Here is a 22,332-nt window from a genome sequence, read left to right on the forward strand (position 1 = left end):
CCTGTGAGAAAGGAATTGGATATGAAAGGAAACATAGCTTTAGTGACAGGAGCGTCCAGGGGCATCGGAAGAGCCATAGCCCTCACGCTTGCAAAAGAAGGCATATTTGTGGTAGTAAATTATAACGGATCCCGGGAACGGGCAGAAGAGGTAGTCAGAGAAATAAAGGAAGCAGGAGGGGACGGGGCTGTATGGCAGTGCAGCGTAGCTGACTATGCAGCCTGCCAGGAGATGATCACAGGGATCGTAAAAGCTTATGGTTCCCTGGATATATTGGTGAACAATGCAGGAATCACCAGAGACAATCTGGCAATGAAGATGAAAGAAGAAGAATTTGACGAGGTCATCGCAACGAATCTGAAAGGAACTTTTAATACCATACGACATACGTCGCGCCAGATGCTGAAGCAGCGCGGGGGAAAAATTATCAATATTTCTTCAGTCTCGGGAGTTATGGGCAATGCGGGTCAGGCCAATTATTCCGCATCTAAGGCTGGGGTGATCGGACTCACAAAATCCATGGCCAGAGAACTGGCAAGCAGAGGTATTACAGTGAACGCGGTAGCTCCCGGCTTTATTGCCACAGAGATGACAGAAGTCTTAAGTGAGGAAGTGAAGAAATACGCGGAAAGCCAGATTCCTCTGGGGCGCTTTGGGAGTCCTGAGGATGTTGCTCGGATGGTGGCGTTTCTGGCTTCTGAGAATGCAGATTATATTACCGGCCAGGTCATCAGTGTTGATGGCGGCATGAGCATGTAGGAGGGACAAAATGAAGAGAGTAGTAGTGACAGGAATGGGAGCCATTACCCCTCTGGGGCTGAATGTAGAAGAGTTTTGGACAGGAGTGAAGGCCGGGAAGACTGGATTTGGAGAGATAACAAAGTTTGACGCATCTGAATACAAAGCCCATCTGGCAGCAGAAGTGAAAGGCTTTGTGGGTAAGGAATACATGGATTTTAAGGCTGCAAAGAGAATGGAACTGTTCTGCCAGTATGCGGTGGCGGCGGCAAAGGAAGCCATTGAACAGTCAGGCTATTGTCTTGAGGAGGAAGATCCCTACCGGGTTGGCTGTGCTGTGGGATCGGGGATTGGAAGTCTCCAGGCTATGGAACGGGAACACACAAAGCTCCTGGAAAAAGGACCGAACCGTGTGAATCCACTTCTGGTTCCCCTGATGATCTCCAATATGGCAGCAGGAAATGTCTCCATTCAGTTTGGGCTGAAGGGGAAAAGCATCAATGTGGTAACCGCCTGTGCAACAGGAACCAACAGCATCGGAGAAGCATACCGGACGATCCAGCTGGGAGAGGCTGATATTATGGTAGCCGGAGGCACAGAGGCATCGGTGACTCCCATCGGTATCGGCGGATTCGCTGCGCTGACGGCGCTGTCCACATCCACAGATCCGGGACGCTGTTCTATCCCCTTTGACAAAGAAAGAGATGGTTTCGTTATGGGGGAAGGGGCAGGTGTCGTAGTCCTGGAGGAACTGGAGCATGCAAAGGCCAGAGGCGCTGGAATACTGGCAGAAGTGGCCGGATATGGTACTACCAGTGACGCCTACCACATCACATCTCCTGCAGAAGACGGAGAAGGCGCGGCCAGAGCCATGGAACATGCCATCCGGGAGGCAGGAATCGCTCCTGAGGATGTGCCGTATATTAACGCCCACGGCACGAGCACCCATCACAATGACTTGTTTGAGACAAGGGCAATTAAGAAACTGTTTCAGGAGCACGCTAAAAATCTAAAGGTGAATTCTACCAAATCCATGATTGGACACCTGCTGGGGGCCGCCGGAGCAGTGGAATTTATCACCTGTGTAAAATCCATACAGGACAGCTATGTCCATGAAACCGTGGGATACCAGGTACCGGATGAAGAATGTGACCTTGATTATGTGACAGGGCATGGAATTGAGATGGATGTGCCATATGCCCTTACCAATTCCCTGGGATTTGGCGGACACAACGCCAGTCTGCTGGTGAAAAAGTACACAGAATAGGAGGGTATGAGAATGGAATTTGATAAGATTATTACATTAATCCGTACCGTCAGTGATTCCTCACTGACACAGTTTCAAATGGAAGATAAGGATTTGAAAATATCCATGAAAACGAATAAGCAGCCGAAATTTGCTGCTGTGCCGGCTGTTCTGGACACTGTGCCGGCGGCACAGAATGTGTCTGACGTTTCTGTAAAGATAGAGGAAGAGGGGCAGGAGATTCTTTCAGGCAAAGTTGTAAAAGCCCCTCTGGTAGGTACCTTTTATAACGCGGCTTCTCCGGATGCAGGTCCTTTTGTCCATGTGGGAGATACGGTAAAAAAGGGACAGGTGCTTGGAATTGTAGAAGCCATGAAGCTGATGAATGAAATTGAATCAGAATATGACGGCGTGGTAGAGCAGGTTTTAGCAGAAAATGAACAGGTAGTAGAATACGGACAGCTGCTGTTCGTGATTAGATAGGGGGAGATGCCAATGGAACTGGGGACCAAGGAGATTATGGAGATTATACCTCACAGACAGCCATTTTTACTGATAGACACCGTACAGGAGCTGGAGCCTGGAGTGAGGGCAAAAGGAACAAAATGTGTCAGCTTTAATGAGCCTTACTTTGCCGGACATTTTCCGGGACAGCCGGTGATGCCCGGTGTCCTGGAGATTGAAGCGCTGGCCCAGCTTGGGGCGGTGGCTATTTTAAGCAAGCCAGAGTTCAAGGGCAAAACTGCATTTTTTGCTTCTATTAAATCGGCAAAATTCAAAGAAAAAGTGCTGCCGGGGGATGTATTGACCCTGGAGATTGAGATCATAAAGCAAAAAGGTCCCATCGGCGTAGGGGCTGCAAAGGCCACCAACCAAAAAGGGAAGATTACAGCGGTTGCAGAGCTTACCTTTGCAATCAGTTAGGAGTTTGTATGTTTCAGAAAATATTAATTGCCAACCGGGGAGAGATTGCCGTAAGGATTATCAGAGCCTGCAGAGAATTGGGAATACAAACGGTGGCGGTCTATTCAGAGGCTGACAGGGATGCCCTGCATACACAGCTTGCAGATGAGGCCGTATGCATTGGTCCGGCCCAGGCCTCAGAAAGTTATCTGAACATGGAAAGAATCCTGAGCGCTACCATTGCTACCAAGGCAGAAGCTATTCATCCGGGATTTGGCTTCTTATCGGAGAACAGTAAGTTTGTAGAAATGTGTGAAAAATGCAATGTAGCATTTATCGGACCCTCTGCAACCCTGATTAATAAAATGGGCAATAAGTCTGAGGCCAGGAGAACTATGATGGAGGCCGGTGTGCCGGTGGTGCCGGGGACCAGAGAGCCTGTATACACCCTGGAAGCTGCCCTGGAAGCTGCAAGGCAGATTGGCTATCCTGTTATGATCAAGGCCTCCTCCGGAGGAGGAGGCAAGGGAATGCGTATTGCAGAATCAGAGGAAGAGTTCCCGGATAATTTTAATACGGCCCAGAGAGAATCTATCAATGCCTTTGGAGACGATACTATGTATCTGGAGCGGTATGTGGGAAGGCCAAGACATATAGAGGTGCAGATTATCGCAGACAAATTTGGAAATGTGGTGCAGCTTGGAGAAAGAGACTGTTCCGTTCAGAGGCGGCATCAGAAGCTGATTGAGGAGTCCCCCTCCTGTGCAATAACCCCCAGCCAGAGAGAAGAGATAGGCAGGACCGCCGTCCTGGCTGCCAGAGCAGTCGGGTATGAGAATGCAGGTACCATAGAATTCCTTTTGGACAGAACAGGTGAATTCTTTTTTATGGAAATGAATACGAGAATCCAGGTAGAGCATCCGGTGACAGAATTTGTCTCAGGGGTTGATCTTATAAAAGAGCAGATTTCCATCGCTGCAGGTCTGCCTTTAAGCGTCAGGCAGGAGGACATCTCTCTGCGGGGGCATGCTATAGAGTGCAGAATCAATGCAGAAGATCCGACCAGAAATTTTATGCCCTGTCCGGGTACCATAGAAAACCTTCACGTGCCCGGGGGTAACGGGGTGCGAATTGACACTGCCGTATATACGGGGTATGCCATTCCTCCGAATTACGACTCTATGATCATGAAAGTGATTGTATATGACAAAGACAGAGAGTCCGCCATTGCCAAGATGCGCAGTACTCTGGGAGAGGTTATCATAGAAGGACTCAGCACGAATCTGGATTTTCAGTATGATATTCTGAACCAGGAGGACTTTATAACAGGGAATGTGACGACTCATTTTATCCAGGAGCATTACGAGTAAGGAGTGTAAAAAATGGCCCGTTTAAAAGAATTATTCAAAAAAAGCAATTATATTACACTGTCGGGAACCAGGGAGGAACCCTCTTCCCCCTCTGTTCCGGAAGGACTCTGGATGAAGTGTCCCAAATGCAAAGAGGTAATATATAAGGAAGATGTGGTGAAGAATCACTATGTATGCCCAAAATGCCAGGGATATTTCCGCATGAAGGCAAAGACCAGGATTAAGATGATTGTGGATAAAGGTACTTTTGAGGAATGGTTTGCCGGGATGCCAGTGTCGAATCCTCTCGATTATCCTGATTATGAGGAGAAGATTGCGCAGGTGCAGGAAAAGACACATCTGGACGAGGCGGTACGAATCGGGAAAGCCAAGATCGAAGGGGAATCTGTGGTGATCGGTGTCTGTGACGCAAGATTTTTAATGGGAAGCATGGGATATGTGGTAGGAGAAAAGATCACCAGTTCCATTGAGCGGGCAACAGAGGAAAAGCTTCCCGTAATTCTTTACTGCTGCTCCGGAGGTGCAAGAATGCAGGAGGGAATGGTGTCCCTTATGCAGATGGCGAAGACATCAGCGGCAATCAAACGACACAGCCTGGCAGGGCTGCTCTACCTGCCTGTACTGACAGATCCCACCACAGGGGGAGTTACCGCCAGCTTTGCTATGCTGGGAGACATTATTCTGGCAGAACCCGGTGCGCTCATCGGCTTTGCCGGTCCCAGAGTGATACAGCAGACCATTGGACAGAAACTGCCGGAGGGATTTCAGAGGGCAGAATTTCTGGTAGAGCATGGGATAATAGACGGTATAGTGACCAGAGAGAAACAGAAAAGTACCCTTCTGGGGCTGGTGCGTCTGCACAAGAGAAACAGGTCTTATACACAGTTCAGTCGGACTCCTCTTTCCGAAATACAGGAAAAAAGTTCGGAAAAGAAGCAGGGAAAGCACAGAGACGGAGGAAAAGAGATTGGAGCCTGGGAGCGGGTTCAGATTGCAAGAGACGCCGGGCGGCCTTCCAGTCTGGATTATATACATGCAGTCTTTGATGAATTCCTGGAGCTTCACGGAGACCGGGCATTTCGGGATGACGGAGCCATTGTAGGCGGTCTGGGACTTCTGGACGGCCAGCCGGTTACTGTCATTGGAGTGCAGAAGGGAAAAAAAACAAAGGATAATATCCGCTGCAACTTCGGTATGCCCTCCCCCGAGGGATACCGGAAAGCGCTGCGTCTGATGAAGCAGGCAGAGAAATTTAACCGTCCGGTTATTAATTTTATAGATACACCGGGCGCGTTCTGCGGAATCGAAGCAGAAGAAAGGGGACAGGGGGAAGCGATAGCCAGAAATCTTATGGAGATGTCTGATTTAAAGGTTCCCGTTCTGAGTATTGTGATCGGGGAGGGAGGAAGCGGAGGGGCGCTGGCCCTGGCTGTGGCAAATGAAGTCTGGATGATGGAAAATGCCACGTATTCCATTTTGTCACCGGAAGGGTTTGCCTCTATCCTATGGAAAGACAGCAAGATGGCGCCGGAGGCCTCAGAGGTTATGAAGATAACAGCCTCAGACCTTTACCATCTGCGGATCATTGAGCGTATTATCACGGAACCAGTCCCCGCCAGCCTTGACAATCTGGGAGAGATCGCAGAGGAACTGAAAAAAGAGATGAAATCCTTCCTTTGCCGGATGGATAAGAAGAATCCCGAGGAGATAGCCGCACTGCGCTATGAAAGGTTTAGGAGGATGTAAATGGACAGAAAACCCTTAAAAATAGGAGAACTTACGGCCCGCATTCCAGTGATTCAGGGAGGAATGGGCGTCGGTGTCAGCCTGGGAGGCCTGGCAGGAAGCGTAGCGGCAGCCGGCGGCGTGGGTGTAATATCCACAGCACAGATTGGGTGGAGAGAGGAAGATTTTAAGAAAAATCCTATGGATGCAAATTTCCGGGCTGTAAAAAAGGAAATTGCAAAAGCAAGAGAATTGGCTCAGGGGGGGATTATCGGAGTAAATATTATGGTAGCCACCCAGCACTATCAGGACTATGTAAAAACAGCGGTGTCTGCAGGTATTGATTTGATTATCTCAGGGGCCGGCCTGCCCATTGATCTCCCAAGGATGGTGGAGAATACTAAGACAAAGATAGCGCCTATTGTATCATCCCTGAAATCACTGCATGTGATCTGCAAAATGTGGGACAGGAAATATCACAGGGCCCCGGACCTGGTTGTCATAGAGGGGCCGAAAGCAGGGGGACATCTGGGATTCACAAAGGAAGAGCTCTCGGATATGGAAGCACTGGACTATGATTCTGTCATCCGATCCATTATCCGTCAGACCAAAGAATATGAAGAGAAGTTTGGGAAAGAGATCCCCGTAGTGGTAGCAGGAGGCATCTTTGACCGAGAGGATATGGATCATGCGCTCAGTCTCGGTGCGGACGGGGTACAGATGGGCACCCGATTCGTCACCACCTATGAGTGCGATGCCAGTCCCGCATACAAGCAGGCTTATCTTGAGGCAGAAAAAGAAGACATCTGTATCGTACAGAGCCCTGTGGGCATGCCGGGAAGAGCGATAAAAAATGCGTTTATGGAACGGGTGCAGGCGGAAAGACAGCCGATCCCATATTGTTATCACTGCATCACTACCTGCAGACCAAAAGAAATTCCATACTGCATCACGGACGCCCTGGTTCAGGCGGTAGAGGGGAATGTGGACAATGGATTGCTGTTCTGCGGAGCCAATGCTTACCGCTGTAGAAGGCTGGAACATGTGAAGGATATTTTCCAGGAACTGGCTTAACTGATGCTTGAAAAAAAATAGCACTTAGGGTATAATATGTCTGCAATGGGGTACTGGTTCATACCATGTACCCTTTTTTGAGGAAAAAGATAACAGCAATAAAAAGAGGGGCGATAGAATGAATTTGGATAGTATTCGGAATGTTTTGGATGAAAGTAGAAATGTAGTATGTCTGGAGGGAATCACAATATGTGAGGACTGCGGCTGTATGAATTACCGAAGCGACAGCAGTGCCTATGCAATCGAAGAAAAGTACGGTTATTCCCCGGATGAAATGTTCAGCTCTGTGTTTTATACTACCCGCACCAAGCAGTTTTTTGATTTCTATCGCAACGAAATACTGGCAAGCCCGGGAACGCCGGGGGAGGGGCTTAAGACGCTGGCCCGCATGGAAGAGGACGGCAAACTGAATGCAATTGTTACCAGAGAGATATTTTCTCTGGCAAAGAGGGCAGGATGTAAAAATGTCATCGAATTCCACGGGAATATATACAGCAATAAATGCCCCCACTGCGGTCAGGTTTTTCCCTTTGAGTATATGCTGAAAAGCAGAGACATCCCCATGTGCCATAAATGTAATGTACCGGTCAGACCTCAAGTAAGGCTGGTGGGGGAGATGGTAGATAATTATCTGATTTCCAGAGCGGCAGATGAGATCCGCAAGGCAGATACCCTTCTGGTTATCGGTTCTACCCTTCATTCCTACCTGTGTCAGACCTGTTTGAAGTACTTTATGGGAGAAAAGCTGATTCTGATTAACAGGGAACCCCATTTCAGCGATGCCAATGCTGATTTCGTTTATCACGGCAGTCCGGACGAGATCCTGCCGAAGATCTATCATTAAATATAAAAGAACCAGGAGAATCACGATGAGTACAGTAAAAACAAGATTTGCCCCAAGTCCTACAGGGAGAATGCACGTAGGAAATTTAAGGACGGCTTTATATGCCTATCTGATTGCAAAACACGAGAACGGCAGCTTTATGCTGAGAATCGAAGACACGGATCAGGAACGCTTTGTGGAAGGTGCTCTGGAGATAATCTACCACACCCTGGAAGAGACGGGCCTGCTCCACGATGAAGGACCGGATAAAGATGGGGGAGTGGGTCCTTATGTCCAGAGTGAGAGAAATGCTCTGGGGATTTATAAAAAATATGCAGAGCAGCTGATTGCGCAGGGGGATGCCTATTACTGCTTCTGCGATAAAGAACGCCTGGAATCCCTTCGGACAAATGTGGCAGGCAAAGAGATCGCCATGTATGACAAGCACTGTCTCTCTCTCACGAAAGAGGAGATAGAAGAAAAGCTGAAGACTGGAGTTCCCTACGTCATCCGCTTCAATATGCCCTCCGAAGGCACTACAACCTTCCGGGATGATATCTACGGGGAAATCACTGTGCCCAATGAGGAACTAGACGATCTGATTCTGATGAAATCTGATGGATACCCTACCTATAATTTCGCAAATGTAGTGGATGATCACCTGATGGGAATCACTCATGTGGTTAGAGGCAATGAATATCTCTCCTCTGCCCCAAAATACAACAGAATCTACGAAGCCTTCGGATGGGAGATCCCCACCTATGTGCACTGCCCTTTGATTACCAACGAGGAACATAAAAAGCTGAGTAAGCGGTCCGGACACTCATCCTATGAGGATCTCATCGATCAGGGGTTTGTGACAGAGGCTATTGTCAATTACGTTGCGCTTCTGGGATGGAGCCCGGAGGAGAACCGGGAGATTTATTCCCTGGAGGAACTGGTGCAGGTCTTTGACTATCATCATATGAGCAAATCACCGGCTGTGTTTGATATTGTCAAATTGAAATGGATGAACGGGGAATACATTAAAGCCATGGAGTTTGACCAGTTTTATGAGAGAGCACTTCCTTTTATTCAGAAAACTCTGAGCCGGAAGGTAGATCTTAAAAAAGTAGCTGAGATGGTGAAAACAAGGATAGAGGTATTCCCGGAAATTCCGGAATTAATCGATTTTGTGGAAGATGTTCTGGAATATGACACAGAGATGTACCGCCATAAAAAAATGAAGACAACTCCAGAATCCTCCCTTAGTCTGCTGCAAGAAGTATTCCCTGTGCTGGAGGCACAAGATGATTACAGCAATGACGCACTCTATGAGATTTTGTGCGGATTTGCAAAGGAAAAAGGATACAAAAATGGCTATGTGCTGTGGCCTGTCCGCACAGCCCTCTCCGGAAAACAGATGACACCCGCCGGGGCGACAGAGATTCTGGAACTGCTGGGCAAAGAGGAATCTATCCGCAGGATTCAGGCTGCAATTGTAAAATTAGGTGCTTAATGGAATATAACGAATCACAAAAAACTGCAATCATGCATTATAAGGGCCCCTTTCTGTGTCTGGCGGGACCCGGTTCCGGGAAGACTACTGTCTTAACCCGCCGGGTTCACCAGTTGATTGGGGAATATCAGGTGTCTCCTTCCTCTATTCTGGTAGTGACGTTTACAAAAGCCGCTGCCAGAGAGATGAAGGAGCGCTTTTTGCGTTTATCTCAAACTGCCTCCACACAGGTCACCTTTGGAACCTTTCACGGTGTGTTCTATGGAATCCTCCGCCATGCCTACGGGCTGAATGCCCGGAATATCATCGGGGAAGAACAAAAATACGGCATTTTAAGAGAACTGATACGCAGCAGCCGGCTGGAAATCGAGGATGAAAAAGAACTTATTGCAGATATTATCGGGGAGATCAGTACAGTAAAGACAGGGAGGATTGCCCTGGAACATTACTATTCTGCGGCCTGTCCCGAGGAGACATTCCGGGATATCTACAGGGGCTACCAGAAAAAATGCAGGAGTGCCAGACTCCTGGATTTTGACGATATGCTGGTGTGGTGCTATGAACTGCTCATGCAGCGGGAGGACATAAGGAAAGCCTGGCAGAATAAGTTCAAGTATATCCTGGTAGATGAATTTCAGGATATTAATAAACTACAGTATGAGATAATAAAGATTCTGGCGCTGCCTCAAAACCATCTCTTCATAGTGGGGGATGATGACCAGTCCATCTATGGCTTCCGGGGAGCCAAGCCTCAGATTATGCTTCAGTTTCCGCAAGAATATCCGGATGCAGAGAGCGTAACTTTGGGCTGTAATTACCGATCCACCAAAAGAATACTGGAAGCCAGCCAGAATGTAATCCATCACAATCAGGAGCGTTTTCCCAAGGAGATAAAAACCATAAATGAGCTGGGGGACCCCATCGAAGTCAGGGGATTCGAAACAGAAATCCAGGAAAACCGCTGGGTGAGGGATCGGATACTTAAGGCAAAAGAAGCTAAAAAGCCTCTGGAAGAAATAGCCGTCTTGTTTCGGACCAACCTGGGGGCAAGATATCTGGTGGAAATGCTCATGGAATACCAGCTTCCTTTTCATATGAGAGATCTGCTGCCCAATCTCTATGAGCACTGGATTACCAGGGACCTGCTGGTATATATCCAGATTGCTCTGGGTGACAGAAGCAGAAAAAACTTTTATCAGATTATGAACCGGCCCAACCGTTATCTGTCACGGGATTCGGTGGACTCCGGTGAATTTTCTTTTGAAGGGCTGCGCTGGTATTATGAGGATAAGGAATGGATGTGCGACAGGATTGACCGGCTGGAGGAGGATCTCAGGATAATAAAAGGCATGACTCCTTATGGAGCGGTGAACTATATCCGAAATGGGATAGGATACGAAGCCTACCTGAAAGAGTACGCAGTGTACCGCAGGATAAAAGCGGAAGACCTGCTGGAAACCCTGAAAGAGATACATGACAGTACCAAGGGATACCGAACTTTTGAGGCATGGTTTGCCCACATGGAAGAATTCTCCGAAAAGCTGAAAGAGCAGGCAAAACACCAGTCGGAACAAAAAGAGGGAGTTACCATTTCCACTCTGCACAGCATCAAAGGGCTGGAGTATGATGAGGTTTACATACTGGATGTAAACGAAGGGGTAATGCCTTATCACAAAGCGGTGCTGGAAGAGGAGATTGAAGAAGAGCGGCGGCTTTTTTATGTGGGTATGACGAGAGCCAGAAAGAGGCTTCACCTGTGCTATTCCGACGAAAAACAGGAGATGTCCCGTTTCCTGAAAGAGATGAAAGTCAGAAATACGAATTTCTCCTTCTAAAAACAGATTGTCCTCATATATTGTTTTAAAGAGGTGAGGAACATTAAGAAAGAACCCATTATTCAATTATTTCCTCTGTCAGTCAGGGGGATTCTGTCCAAAGCCCGGATGGATATGGACAATGTCTATGAAATACGTCTTCGGGTCAATGCTCCTTTGATTGTAGTTTACCAGGGTACAGAATATTTCCTGACCCGGGAGGGGCAGTTTACACATAGGAGAGAAAACGCATATCTGGTCAGTGCCCAGGAAGTGAAAGAGACTATGGGGTATGTAAGCAGTTATTCCCTGTATGCCTTTGAGGATGAAGTCCGCCAGGGATTTATCACCATTCAGGGAGGCCACCGTGTGGGAATCGCGGGAAAGGCTGTCATGGAGGGGGACAAGGTGAAAAGTGTGAAATATATTTCTTATGTAAACCTACGCCTGTCCCATCAGATAAAAGGCTGCGCCACAGCGATTATGCCCTATCTGATACAGGAAGATACCATTTATCACACACTTCTTATATCTCCGCCCAGATGTGGAAAGACTACTATGCTCCGGGATATTATCCGCCAGATCTCTGACGGCTGGGATAAATTTCCCGGGATCACTGTGGGGGTGGTGGATGAGCGATCCGAGATCGGAGGATCCTATCTGGGCATTGCCCAGAATGACCTGGGGATACGGACGGATATCCTGGACTGCTGTCCAAAAGCCGAGGGGATGATGATGCTGATCCGCTCCATGTCACCCTCAGTAGTGGCGGTAGACGAGCTGGGGGATTATGAGGACATCCACGCCATTGAATCCGTAATCCACTGCGGCTGCAGACTGCTGGCCACAGTTCACGGAAGCACCATAGAGGATATTAAGAGAAAGCCTCTTATGCAACGTCTGATGAATGAACGTATCTTTGACAGGTATGTGATTCTGAAAAAAGAAAAACAGGCGGGAACTGTACATGCAATCTATGATGCCAGAGGCAGCTGCCTCTATCAGGGGAGTGGTACATCATGATCAAAGTGATAGGAATCTGTCTCGTGATAGGTGCATCTTCCGGCATCGGATATCTGATGAGCCTGTCTCTGACAAAGAGATACCAGCAGCTGAAAACTATCAGGAGACTGCTTCTCTTTTTAAAGGGGGAAATCTCCTATGGCAAATCTACATTGCCGGAGGCTCTGGACCAGATCGGTCAGAAGCTTCCGGAACCTTTCCATTTATTTCTTACAGAAGTGGCCCGCAAGGCCTGCCAATACGATGGCCGGACCTTTCAGGAGCTTTTCGCAGAAGGTGTGGATGAACATCTGTCATCCAGCAGCCTTACCCCAAAAGATAAAGAAAGTCTAAAACAGATTGGCCAGTATCTGGGATACCTGGATATTGCCATGCAGATAAGCACGCTGGAACTGTACCAGCAGGAGCTGGAACTGGAATTGAAAGAAATCGAGGCTACCATTCCGGCTAAAAAGAGAATCTATCAGAGCCTGGGCGTGATGGGCGGACTGTTTCTGGCCATTGCACTGGCATAAATCTGTACAAAGGGGGAGGGGAAGTTGGAAGTAAGTCTCTTATTTAAAATAGCGGCAGTGGGAATCCTGGTATCCGTATTATGTATGGTATTGAAGCACAGCCAGAGAGAGGAACAGGCATTCTTAACCAGCCTTGCGGGATTAATCCTAGTTTTATTCTGGGTACTTCCCTATATCTATGATTTATTTCAAACCATAAAAGATTTATTCTCCCTGTAAACGGGAAAAGAGGTGGTGGAACACATGGAGATGATAAAAGTAGCTATTCTCGGGATGGCTGGAATTCTTCTGGGCATTTTCCTGAAGGGGGTAAAACCGGAGTATTCTATTTATATCAGCCTGGGAGTCAGCCTGTGTATTTTTACATATGCCATAGGGAAGCTGGAATATCTCTTTGATTCCGTAAGCCAGCTTCAGGAATACCTTCCGATCAGCACGTCCTATCTGACTACGCTGCTGAAAATGATAGGAATTACTTATATCGGCCAGTTTACTTCCGGAATCTGCAAAGATGCCGGGTATGGCTCTATCGGCAATCAGATAGAGGTATTTAGTAAATTATACATTATGGTCATCAGTATGCCTGTTCTTCTGGCTGTTATGGAGACCATACATGGGTTTCTGTCATGATAGGCCATGCTCCCTTTCGCATCGGACTGGCCGCCGCTGTGCTTTTTCTATTGGTTCTGGGAAATATCCAGTCTGTCTGCGCGTCGGAACAGGAGGAAGAAATCATCGAAGCAGTACCTCCTTCGGAGTCAGAAAAGACCCAGGAGGAGCTTCAGATGCAGGAAGCCATGGAGGACAAGGGCAGAGAGATCGAAGACAGTATGATGGAGGATATGGACCTGAATCAGGTGCAGGAAGCTATCACAGAACTTCTTGGAGAGAACAGCTTCGATCTGGGAACGGCCATGGAACGGCTGATGAACGGAGAACAGATCTTTACCAAAGAGAATTTCAGGGAAGTCATACAGCAGGTGCTGCTTACCTCCTTCTCCGTGGAGAAGGAGACGATGGTCCATGTGCTTTTGCTGGTTTTGCTTGCAGCGCTGTTTACTAATTTTTCCAACGTTTTTGAGAATGGCCAGATTGGGGAGATTAGCTTTTACATGATTTATATGCTTCTTCTGGCAGTGCTGATCCATTCCTTCGGCACCCTAAGCAGCCAGGTACATGATACGCTTACTGGACTTACCACTTTTATGAAGGCTCTGGCGCCAGCGTATTTTCTGGCCATCACAGTTTCTACCGGGGCAGGGACAGCCATGATGTTTTATGAAATGGTGCTGATTCTAATCTACCTGGTGCAGGTCCTGCTGCTCACAGTGATCCTCCCCGGCATCAATGTGTTCGTACTTCTTGAGCTTGTAAATTATCTTCACAGTGAAGATTTTCTCTCGAAGATGGCAGAATTGATGAAGACATTGATTGAGTGGACCCTGAGAACCTGCCTGGCAGTGGTGGTAGGGCTTCAGGTGGTACAGAATATGGTCACCCCTGCACTGGATTCCCTGAAGAGAACCTTTTTGGGGAAGACTGCCAGCGCCATTCCCGGTATTGGGAATGCGGTGGATGCGGTGACGGAGGTAGTACTGGGCACTTCCGTGCTGGTGCGCAATTGCCTTGGGGTAGTGGCAATTATAGTTTTGGTTATTCTGGGCCTCTCCCCTCTGGTTAAAATGGGCTTTACCACGATTCTGTATAAATTTCTGGCAGCTCTTACCCAGCCCATATCGGACAAGCGGATGGTGGGCTGCCTGAGTACTATCGGGGAAGGGTGCGCCCTGCTGTTAAGAGTACTTCTTACCGTTGAGGTGTTGTTCATGATCACAATTGCTATACTTGCCACATCATTTTTTCAGACATAATTACGGAATACGGCGCATATTTTCCAACAGGGGAGGGACAAGAAATGACCCAGCAAATCTACAAATGGATGGAAAATCTGGCGTATTTTTTTATCTTTCTGTCTGCGGTGCTCAACTTCATGCCGGATAACAGCTACCGGAAATATGTACAGTACTTTATGGGGATTTTGCTGATGCTGTTATTACTGTCCCCTATTCTTCAATTCCTGAATATCAATGAACGGATAGAGACTTCTTTTTATGACTATCTTCAGGAGGAGGAATCCCGTCAGCTGCAGCAGTGGGAGGATTACGCCCAGGAACTGGAAGAGAAATACAATGTAAAAATGTATCAGGAGGAGGGGATGACACAATAAACGGACTGCCTAAGAATTTAAAAAAGGAACAGCTGGTAGTAGTGCTTCTGGTGGGAATACTGCTGCTGATCATTGCATTGCCCACAAAAGAAAAGGAAAAGGACAGCACCAGTGAAACGTCTCTTCCGGATACAGAAAAATCAGACACCCGGGAACTTACTGGGAGGCAGATGGAGACAGAGCTGGAACAGGCTCTTTCCAATGTGGAGGGGATCGGAAAGGTACAGGTTGTGCTTACATTTGAAGATACGGGAGAAAAAGTGGTGGAAAAAGATTCGGATGCCACGGTATATGCGAAAGATTCCAAGGGAAATCAAACTCCCTATGTTTCCACAGAGATACTGCCCCGAATCAAAGGTGTGCTGGTGATTGCCCAGGGAGGTGATAATGCAGTGGTAAATCAAAATATTCGGGAGGCAGTTATGGCATTATTTCAGGTGGAAGCCCATAAAATTAAAGTAATGAAAATGAAATAGAGGAGAATCCAAGTGAAGAAAATTTTTAAGAAAAATCAGGTAATTATTACTGCCCTGGCAATCATGATAGCAGTGGCCGGATACATCAATTATTCGGACAGTCATCTGGGGATGGGCAAATCGCTTAAGAAAGCAAGCTCCGAAGATGTTAAAAATTCATCCGATGAGGATTCTAAAACCACGGCAGATATGGACAGTGTACTTCAGGATATTGACAGTCTGGACACAGATCTTACCGATGAGACAGCCCTGCTGGAAGAAAACAGTCAGGATACAGAAGATGCCAGTGCGACAGATGCTAACGTAGAGACCCCGGGCGAGGCAGTACTTACAGGTGCTTCCACCTTTGTGGCACAAGCCAAGATCAGCAGGGAACAGGTTCGCTCCGCCAACAAAGAAACTCTTCTGGAAATTATCAACAATGCCAATATTTCTGACGAGCAGAAACAGGAAGCAGTGGCATCCATGGTACAGATGACAGATTTGGCAGAGCAGGAAGAGGCGGCCGAGCTGCTGCTGGAAGCAAAGGGATTTGAAAATGTGGTAGTGAATCTTACCAGTGATTCTGCGGACGTCATAGTACCGGACTCTGAGCTGGATGATGCTAAGAGGGCTCAGATTGAGGATATTGTTAAGAGAAAAACCAGCGTGGCTCCTGAAAATATCGTAATTACTCCCATGAGCCAGGCACAGTCATCAGATGACGGAACTGAGGGGGAAGAGTAATTTCAAAATCCCTTGACACCGTTTCCCGGGTATACTAAAATATTCAGAGCGTGTAAAATCACGGTAACTTTGGAAAAATAAGAAAATTACAGTTCGCACAGGAGGATGCTATCGTGCCTGATTATACAAATGAAATAAAAAAGAGACGTACATTTGCAATCATTTCTCATCCGGATGCTGGTAAAACCACCCTTACGGAAAAGTTCCTTCTCTACGGAGGGGCGATCAATCTGGCAGGGTCAGTAAAAGGAAAAGCAACTGCCCGCCATGCAGTGTCTGACTGGATGGAGATTGAAAAAGAGAGAGGTATCTCTGTCACGTCTTCTGTACTGCAGTTTAACTACGACGGTTATTGCATTAACATACTGGATACCCCGGGACATCAGGATTTCTCGGAGGACACATATCGAACCTTAATGGCTGCAGATTCTGCAGTCATGGTTATTGACGGTTCCAAAGGCGTTGAAGCTCAGACCAGAAAGCTTTTTAAAGTCTGTGTCATGAGACATATCCCTATTTTTACATTTATTAACAAGATGGACAGAGATGCCAACGATACCTTTGATTTGCTGGATGAAATCGAAAAAGAGCTGGGGATTGCTACCTGTCCCATCAACTGGCCCATTGGTTCCGGAAAGGAATTCAAGGGTATCTATGACAGAAACAGCAAAAGCGTGCTGACCTTCTCCGATACTATGAAAGGTACAAAAGAGGGAGTTGAAAATGAAATCCCCATAGAGGATCCTAAGTTCGACGAGGCCGTGGGGGAAGCGGCTAAGGAACTTTTAATGGAAGAAATCGAACTGCTGGACGGCGCCAGTGCGGAGTTTGATCTGGAAAAGGTGAGCAAAGGCGAACTTTCCCCTGTGTTTTTCGGGTCGGCGCTGACAAACTTTGGCGTGGAGACATTTTTAAAGCATTTTCTGCAGATGACCTCATCTCCCCTTCCCAGAAAAGCGGATGCCGGTATCATCGATCCGATGAAGGAAGAGTTTTCAGCCTTTGTTTTCAAGATTCAGGCCAATATGAACAAAGCCCACAGGGACAGAATTGCGTTTATGCGTATCTGTTCCGGCAAGTTTGATGCGGGGATGGAGGTATACCACGTACAGGGGGAAAAGAAGATGCGCCTGTCTCAACCCCAGCAGATGATGGCCCAGGATCGACATATTGTAGACGAGGCATATGCGGGAGACATCATCGGCGTATTTGATCCCGGCATATTTTCTATCGGGGATACCATCTGTATGCCCAATAAGAAATTTGCCTACGAGGGAATTCCCACTTTTGCTCCGGAGCATTTTGCCAGAGTACGCCAGTTAGATACCATGAAAAGAAAACAATTCATCAAAGGAATCAACCAGATTGCCCAGGAAGGCGCCATTCAGATCTTCCAGGAGCTGAACACGGGAATGGAAGAGATCATTGTGGGGGTGGTAGGTGTCCTGCAGTTTGATGTATTAAAATACCGTCTGGAAAATGAATATAAGGTAGACATCCGTCTGGAAAATCTTCCCTATGAACATATCCGCTGGATAGAGAACAAAGATGAGATAGATGTCAAGAAGATAACCGGAACTTCAGATATGAAGAAGGTTATGGATTTAAAAGGAAATCCGCTGCTTCTGTTTGTGAACAGCTGGAGCATTGGAATGACTCTGGACAGAAACGATGGACTGCGGTTGACAGAGTTTGGTAAGAATTAGAGGGGAAGGCACTGTAACACGGTATGTGGAGCAGTGCCTTTTTTGTAACTTATTTTAGCTCTGGGGGATTCATGCCGGGAGGTGAGATGGCAGGGAGACGGTGAGAGAAATCCCGGGGCAGCGGGCTGGCTGGTTCGGGCGGGAGGAAGGGCTGGTTTCCGGGGACACCTCCGTCTGCACCTCTCCGTTCGCTTACTATACACCACGAGCTTCACATTGACAGCTTTCCCTTTTCTTAGTACCATAGAGATAGAAAACTTAATATGGAGGAATTAAGATATGAAGAAGAAAGTGCTGCTATGGATTGGAATCTTGGCCATGTGTACTTTTGCAGCTGGCTGCGGGGGGAATGACAAACAAGAAAAAACAGCCGGTACAGACACAGAGGCGGCAGACGAGAAAAAGGAGGAATCCAGGGCAGAGGAGACAGCCAGGGAGGACACAAAGTCAGAAGAACCGACGGAAAAAGCAGAAGAACCGGCGGAAAAAGCAGAAGAACCGGCAGAAAAGACAGAAAAACCAGCGGAGAAGACGGAAGAACCGGCGGTGGCCTATGTGAAGGGAACAGTGACAGACAATGTCTATGAAAGCAGTTGGCTGAATATGAAGATTACTCTGCCGGAAGATCTGTTATTCCTCACTGAAGAGGAAATACAGGAAGTGGCGGATACTGGCGAGGAGAACATGAACGAGGAAGGACAGGCAGCCGTGGCTGAGATGGAGGATACTTCTGTATATGAGCTTATTGCCAGAAATGCAACCCAGGATTTTACTGCTACACTTTTAACTGAGGATAGCCCCATGGCAAATATTACTGCGAACCAGTATCTTCAGGCAGTAAAGTCGGAGCTGCAGAGTTTTACCACAGATGAGATGGAATACACATTCTCCGATGAGATTGCTACAGTATCCATTGGTGGCCAGGACTATCAGCAGATGGCTACCAGTGTTACCTATATGGATGTAAATATGCATCAGGATTACTGTACCAGAAAACAGGATAACAAACTTATCACCTGGATTCTGGTTTACACAGATGATAGTACGGCAACAAAGGATGCTTTTTTTGCCTCTGTAGGGACGCTGCAATAACAAAAAAAGTCAGCTGGTGACGCGGCGGTGTGCTGCATAGTTTTTGAGGCTCAGCCAGCAATAAATTAAATTTTTCCATACTCCTTTTATTTTCAGGTGAAATTTGTTATAATAACCAGCAAGAGAATAGCCTTAGGAGGTTTTTGATTATGGCAGAAAAAAGAAATACCTATAAAATACATGATAACGGCAATTTGGGAGAAGTACAGATAGCAGATGAGGTGGTTGCAATTATTGCAGGCCTGGCTGCTACAGAAGTAGAGGGAGTTGCTTCCATGGCCGGGAATATCACGAATGAACTGGTAGGAAAGCTGGGGATGAAGAATCTGTCCAAAGGCGTCAAGGTAGATGTCCTGGAAGATGTGGTATGTGTGGATCTGGCGCTGAATATAGATTATGGCTATAACATTCTGGAAACAAGCAAGAAGGTTCAGGAGAGAGTGAAGACGGCCATTGAAAATATGACCGGACTGACAGTATCCGACGTAAATGTCCGCATTGCAAGTGTGGAGATGGAAAATAATAAGTAGACCTTTTACAATTGAGAAACATCCGGTTCACAGAAGAATCGTTCTGGCTGGTATCATTAAGGTGTCTCTGAAAAAGGCACCTTTTTCTCTTTGCAGAAGTGAAATTAAACGTGGAGGACGGAATGGGAAGAAGAGAACTTCGTGAAAATATATTTAAACTGCTTTTTGTAAGTGAATTCAATACACCGGAAGAGATGCCGGAGCAGATCAGTCTGTATTTTGAACAGCTGGGGGAACTCAGCCAGAAGGATCAGATGTATATGGAAGAGAAATATAATAAGGTGCGCAATGTACTGGATGAGATAGACAGTCTGATCAATGAGGCGGCAAAAGGATGGAAAACCTCCCGTATGGGAAAGGTTGACCTCACGATTCTGCGTCTGGCTGTCTACGAGATGAATTACGACCCGGATGTACCGGTGAAAGTAGCCATTAATGAGGCCATTGAGATAGGAAAGCGATTTGGCCAGGACGAATCCGCGGCCTTTATCAACGGAATTTTGGGAAATATCGCTAAGGAGAAGGAATGAGCAGTATTTATTCTGTAACCCAGGTCAATACTTATATTAAGAACATGTTCACCCAGGATTTTTTTCTGAATAAGATATACGTAAAGGGTGAAGTATCCAACTGTAAATACCACACCTCGGGTCACATTTATTTCTCACTGAAGGATGAAAGCGGAACGATCGCCTGTGTCATGTTCGCCGGAAGCCGTAAGGGACTTGCGTTTTCCATGAAAAACGGTGATAAGGTTGTAGTAGGCGGAAGTGTCAACGTATACGAGAGAGACGGAAAGTATCAGCTTTATGCCAAAGAGATTACCCTGGAGGGCGCCGGACTTCTCTACGAACGATATCTGGCGCTGAAAAAAGAACTGGAAGAGATGGGAATGTTTGCCCAGGAATATAAACAGCCCATTCCCCGGTTTATAAAAACTCTGGGGGTGGTCACTGCGCCCACAGGGGCTGCTGTACAGGATATCCGCAATATATCATATAGAAGAAATCCGTTTCTGCAGATTATTCTCTACCCGGCTCTTGTCCAGGGAGACGGTGCCAAAGAGAGCATTGTAAAAGGAATTGAAAAGCTGGATGCTCTGGGCGTGGATGCTATTATTGTTGGGCGAGGCGGAGGCTCAATTGAAGATCTTTGGGCTTTTAATGAGGAGGAAGTAGCCAGAGCTATTTTCAACTGCAGTACACCCATTATATCGGCAGTGGGACATGAGACAGACACTACCATAGCCGATTATGTGGCGGATCTCAGGGCCCCTACGCCATCTGCGGCGGCAGAATTAGCGGTAGATGATATGCGCGGGCTTATGGAGCTTTTGTATGAATATTCCAGACGCCTGACAAGAGGGATGGAGAACCGGGTGCTTTTAGAGAAAGGACAGCTGGAACAGTACAGGACAAAGCTTAACTTTTTAAGCCCTGCCAGCCAGATTCGGGAAAAGCGCCAGCGACTGATTGATCTTGAGGATAAGATGAGGGAAGCCATGAAGCGCAGCATCCTTTATTCCCGCCAGGAACTGAATATTTATATTGAGCGTATGAAAGGATTGTCCCCTCTGAATAAGCTGAATCAAGGATTTTCCTATGTGGAAGATGATAATCATCATGCAGTCACAAGCGTTACTCAAGTGGAACCTGGGGAGCATCTGACAATACAGGTTGCAGATGGTATGATTCATACCTCTGTGGAAAAAACGGAAACTGCAGACAGAGGAGTTGGAATAAATGGCAGATAAAAAGGAAACCAGAACCATAGAAGAGGCAATGAAATCTCTGGATGCTATTGTAACGCAGCTGGAGAGCAGAGAAATTTCACTGGAAGATTCTTTTAAGGTCTACCAGGAAGGAATGGAGCTATTAAAATACTGTAACAGTAAGATAGATAAAGTTGAAAAGAAAATGCTTCAGATGGATGAAAATGGAGAACTCAGTGAATTTTAAAGAGGAATTACAGAAGAAGACAGAACTTGCGGAGCATATCATCCGCAGATATCTTCCCGTAGAGGAAGGATTTTCGAAGAGAATGGCGGAGGCGGTAAACTACAGCATGACAGCCCCGGGAAAGCGGCTCAGGCCCATAATGATGGAGGAGGCATACCTCTTATTCCATGGAAGGGACCGAAAGGCAATAGAACCTTTCATGGCTGCTCTGGAGATGATTCATACCCATTCGCTGATTCACGATGACCTTCCTGCTCTGGATAATGACGATTATCGGAGGGGAAAAAAGACTACCCATGTTGTATTCGGAGAGGCTGCGGCTATCCTTGCCGGAGATGCACTGCTGAATTATGCCTATGAAACCGCTTTTCTGGCGTTTCAGAGTGATACAGCCCCTGCTGTGATCGGACAGGCTCTGGGGATCCTGGGTAGTAAAACTGGTATCCACGGAATGCTGGGAGGCCAGGGTGTGGATGTGGAAAACGACGGCATACCTATAAACAGGGAGATGCTGCATTATATCTATAGAAATAAAACATCGGCCTTGATCGAAGCCGCGCTTATGACTGGTGCAGTGCTTGCAGGTGCAGAGAAATGTGAGCTTGAGGCCATGGAACGAATTGGAAGGAACATCGGACTGGCGTTTCAGATACAGGACGATATTCTGGATGTCACAGGGGATGAGAAGGAACTGGGAAAACCAGTTCACAGCGATGAGAAGAATCACAAGACAACCTGGGTAACTCTGCAGGGACTGGAAGATGCCCAAAAAGAGGCAGAGAAGCTGACACAGGCGGCAGTATGTGAACTGACGTCACTGACAGGAGAAGGTGAATTCCTTATAGCACTGATCTCTTCCCTGAGCGGCAGAAAAAAGTAGAGGTGAAG

25 protein-coding genes are annotated in these 22,332 nt (G+C 47.1%); all 25 read left to right on the forward strand.

All coding sequences use genetic code 11. From position 1 onward, the window contains the following. Positions 1-21: 21 nt before the first annotated feature. The 25 genes from fabG to GKG41_RS08245 all read left to right on the forward strand — a co-directional run bounded on the left by fabG (position 22) and on the right by GKG41_RS08245 (position 22,324). On the forward strand, positions 22-759 hold the full coding sequence (fabG, locus tag GKG41_RS08125) for a 3-oxoacyl-[acyl-carrier-protein] reductase (protein WP_154258029.1): 738 nt from the start codon (positions 22-24) through the stop codon (positions 757-759). 10 nt (positions 760-769) lie between these two features. Then, complete coding sequence (gene fabF, locus GKG41_RS08130) at positions 770-2,005, forward strand: beta-ketoacyl-ACP synthase II (protein WP_154258030.1); 1,236 nt, start codon at positions 770-772, stop codon at positions 2,003-2,005. 12 nt (positions 2,006-2,017) lie between these two features. Continuing rightward, a complete protein-coding gene (gene accB, locus GKG41_RS08135) occupies positions 2,018-2,467 on the forward strand; it encodes an acetyl-CoA carboxylase biotin carboxyl carrier protein (protein WP_154258031.1) in 450 nt (149 codons plus the stop codon). A 12-nt stretch (positions 2,468-2,479) separates the two neighbouring features. Beyond that, entirely contained in the window at positions 2,480-2,908 is a 429-nt protein-coding gene (fabZ, locus tag GKG41_RS08140) for a 3-hydroxyacyl-ACP dehydratase FabZ (protein WP_154258032.1), read from the forward strand. Positions 2,909-2,916: 8 nt separating this feature from the next. Continuing rightward, the gene (locus GKG41_RS08145; RefSeq protein ID WP_154258033.1) at positions 2,917-4,257 is read left to right on the forward strand and encodes an acetyl-CoA carboxylase biotin carboxylase subunit; all 1,341 of its coding nucleotides are present in this window, start codon (positions 2,917-2,919) and stop codon (positions 4,255-4,257) included. A 12-nt stretch (positions 4,258-4,269) separates the two neighbouring features. Next, a complete protein-coding gene (locus GKG41_RS08150) occupies positions 4,270-6,003 on the forward strand; it encodes an acetyl-CoA carboxylase carboxyltransferase subunit alpha (protein ID WP_154258034.1) in 1,734 nt (577 codons plus the stop codon). After that, a complete protein-coding gene (locus GKG41_RS08155) occupies positions 6,004-7,056 on the forward strand; it encodes a nitronate monooxygenase family protein (protein ID WP_154258035.1) in 1,053 nt (350 codons plus the stop codon). It abuts the gene before it with no gap. A 118-nt stretch (positions 7,057-7,174) separates the two neighbouring features. Next, positions 7,175-7,900 carry a Sir2 family NAD-dependent protein deacetylase gene (locus GKG41_RS08160; protein ID WP_154258036.1) on the forward strand — a complete coding sequence of 242 codons (726 nt, stop codon included), beginning with the start codon at positions 7,175-7,177 and terminating at the stop codon, positions 7,898-7,900. 25 nt (positions 7,901-7,925) lie between these two features. Continuing rightward, a complete protein-coding gene (gene gltX, locus GKG41_RS08165) occupies positions 7,926-9,377 on the forward strand; it encodes a glutamate--tRNA ligase (protein WP_154258037.1) in 1,452 nt (483 codons plus the stop codon). Beyond that, positions 9,377-11,212 carry an ATP-dependent helicase gene (locus GKG41_RS08170; protein WP_154258038.1) on the forward strand — a complete coding sequence of 612 codons (1,836 nt, stop codon included), beginning with the start codon at positions 9,377-9,379 and terminating at the stop codon, positions 11,210-11,212. Before gltX ends, GKG41_RS08170 begins: the two co-directional genes overlap by 1 nt. 33 nt (positions 11,213-11,245) lie before the next feature. Then, entirely contained in the window at positions 11,246-12,214 is a 969-nt protein-coding gene (spoIIIAA, locus tag GKG41_RS08175) for a stage III sporulation protein AA (RefSeq protein WP_319018751.1), read from the forward strand. Further along, positions 12,211-12,729: a stage III sporulation protein AB gene (locus GKG41_RS08180; protein WP_072850015.1), complete on the forward strand. Its 519-nt coding sequence runs from the start codon at positions 12,211-12,213 to the stop codon at positions 12,727-12,729. The genes spoIIIAA and GKG41_RS08180 overlap by 4 nt, the downstream gene beginning before the upstream one ends. A gap of 24 nt (positions 12,730-12,753) precedes the next feature. Continuing rightward, on the forward strand, positions 12,754-12,948 hold the full coding sequence (gene spoIIIAC / locus GKG41_RS08185; RefSeq protein WP_072850013.1) for a stage III sporulation protein AC: 195 nt from the start codon (positions 12,754-12,756) through the stop codon (positions 12,946-12,948). A gap of 24 nt (positions 12,949-12,972) precedes the next feature. Next, entirely contained in the window at positions 12,973-13,359 is a 387-nt protein-coding gene (locus GKG41_RS08190; RefSeq protein WP_154258039.1) for a SpoIIIAC/SpoIIIAD family protein, read from the forward strand. Continuing rightward, positions 13,356-14,600: a stage III sporulation protein AE gene (locus GKG41_RS08195; protein ID WP_154258040.1), complete on the forward strand. Its 1,245-nt coding sequence runs from the start codon at positions 13,356-13,358 to the stop codon at positions 14,598-14,600. The genes GKG41_RS08190 and GKG41_RS08195 overlap by 4 nt, the downstream gene beginning before the upstream one ends. A gap of 44 nt (positions 14,601-14,644) precedes the next feature. Next, complete coding sequence (locus GKG41_RS08200) at positions 14,645-14,956, forward strand: stage III sporulation protein AF (RefSeq protein ID WP_154258041.1); 312 nt, start codon at positions 14,645-14,647, stop codon at positions 14,954-14,956. Then, entirely contained in the window at positions 14,881-15,432 is a 552-nt protein-coding gene (locus tag GKG41_RS08205; RefSeq protein WP_319018748.1) for a stage III sporulation protein AG, read from the forward strand. Before GKG41_RS08200 ends, GKG41_RS08205 begins: the two co-directional genes overlap by 76 nt. A gap of 12 nt (positions 15,433-15,444) precedes the next feature. Beyond that, positions 15,445-16,158: a SpoIIIAH-like family protein gene (locus GKG41_RS08210; RefSeq protein WP_347563280.1), complete on the forward strand. Its 714-nt coding sequence runs from the start codon at positions 15,445-15,447 to the stop codon at positions 16,156-16,158. 113 nt (positions 16,159-16,271) lie between these two features. Then, a complete protein-coding gene (locus GKG41_RS08215; RefSeq protein ID WP_226903327.1) occupies positions 16,272-17,864 on the forward strand; it encodes a peptide chain release factor 3 in 1,593 nt (530 codons plus the stop codon). Between the two features lie 279 nt (positions 17,865-18,143). Next, complete coding sequence (locus GKG41_RS08220; RefSeq protein ID WP_154258042.1) at positions 18,144-18,956, forward strand: hypothetical protein; 813 nt, start codon at positions 18,144-18,146, stop codon at positions 18,954-18,956. A gap of 149 nt (positions 18,957-19,105) precedes the next feature. Then, the gene (locus GKG41_RS08225) at positions 19,106-19,486 is read left to right on the forward strand and encodes an Asp23/Gls24 family envelope stress response protein (protein ID WP_072850000.1); all 381 of its coding nucleotides are present in this window, start codon (positions 19,106-19,108) and stop codon (positions 19,484-19,486) included. Positions 19,487-19,608: 122 nt separating this feature from the next. Then, positions 19,609-20,016, forward strand: a complete 408-nt coding sequence (gene nusB, locus GKG41_RS08230; protein ID WP_154258043.1) for a transcription antitermination factor NusB — start codon at positions 19,609-19,611, stop codon at positions 20,014-20,016. Next, complete coding sequence (gene xseA, locus GKG41_RS08235) at positions 20,013-21,239, forward strand: exodeoxyribonuclease VII large subunit (protein ID WP_154258044.1); 1,227 nt, start codon at positions 20,013-20,015, stop codon at positions 21,237-21,239. The genes nusB and xseA overlap by 4 nt, the downstream gene beginning before the upstream one ends. Further along, positions 21,229-21,444 carry an exodeoxyribonuclease VII small subunit gene (gene xseB / locus GKG41_RS08240; protein WP_154258045.1) on the forward strand — a complete coding sequence of 72 codons (216 nt, stop codon included), beginning with the start codon at positions 21,229-21,231 and terminating at the stop codon, positions 21,442-21,444. Before xseA ends, xseB begins: the two co-directional genes overlap by 11 nt. Beyond that, positions 21,434-22,324, forward strand: a complete 891-nt coding sequence (locus GKG41_RS08245; protein WP_347563279.1) for a polyprenyl synthetase family protein — start codon at positions 21,434-21,436, stop codon at positions 22,322-22,324. Before xseB ends, GKG41_RS08245 begins: the two co-directional genes overlap by 11 nt. Positions 22,325-22,332 lie beyond the last annotated feature (8 nt).

This window comes from Lactonifactor sp. BIOML-A5, from assembly GCF_009677585.1.
GTDB lineage: Bacteria > Bacillota > Clostridia > Lachnospirales > Lachnospiraceae > Lactonifactor.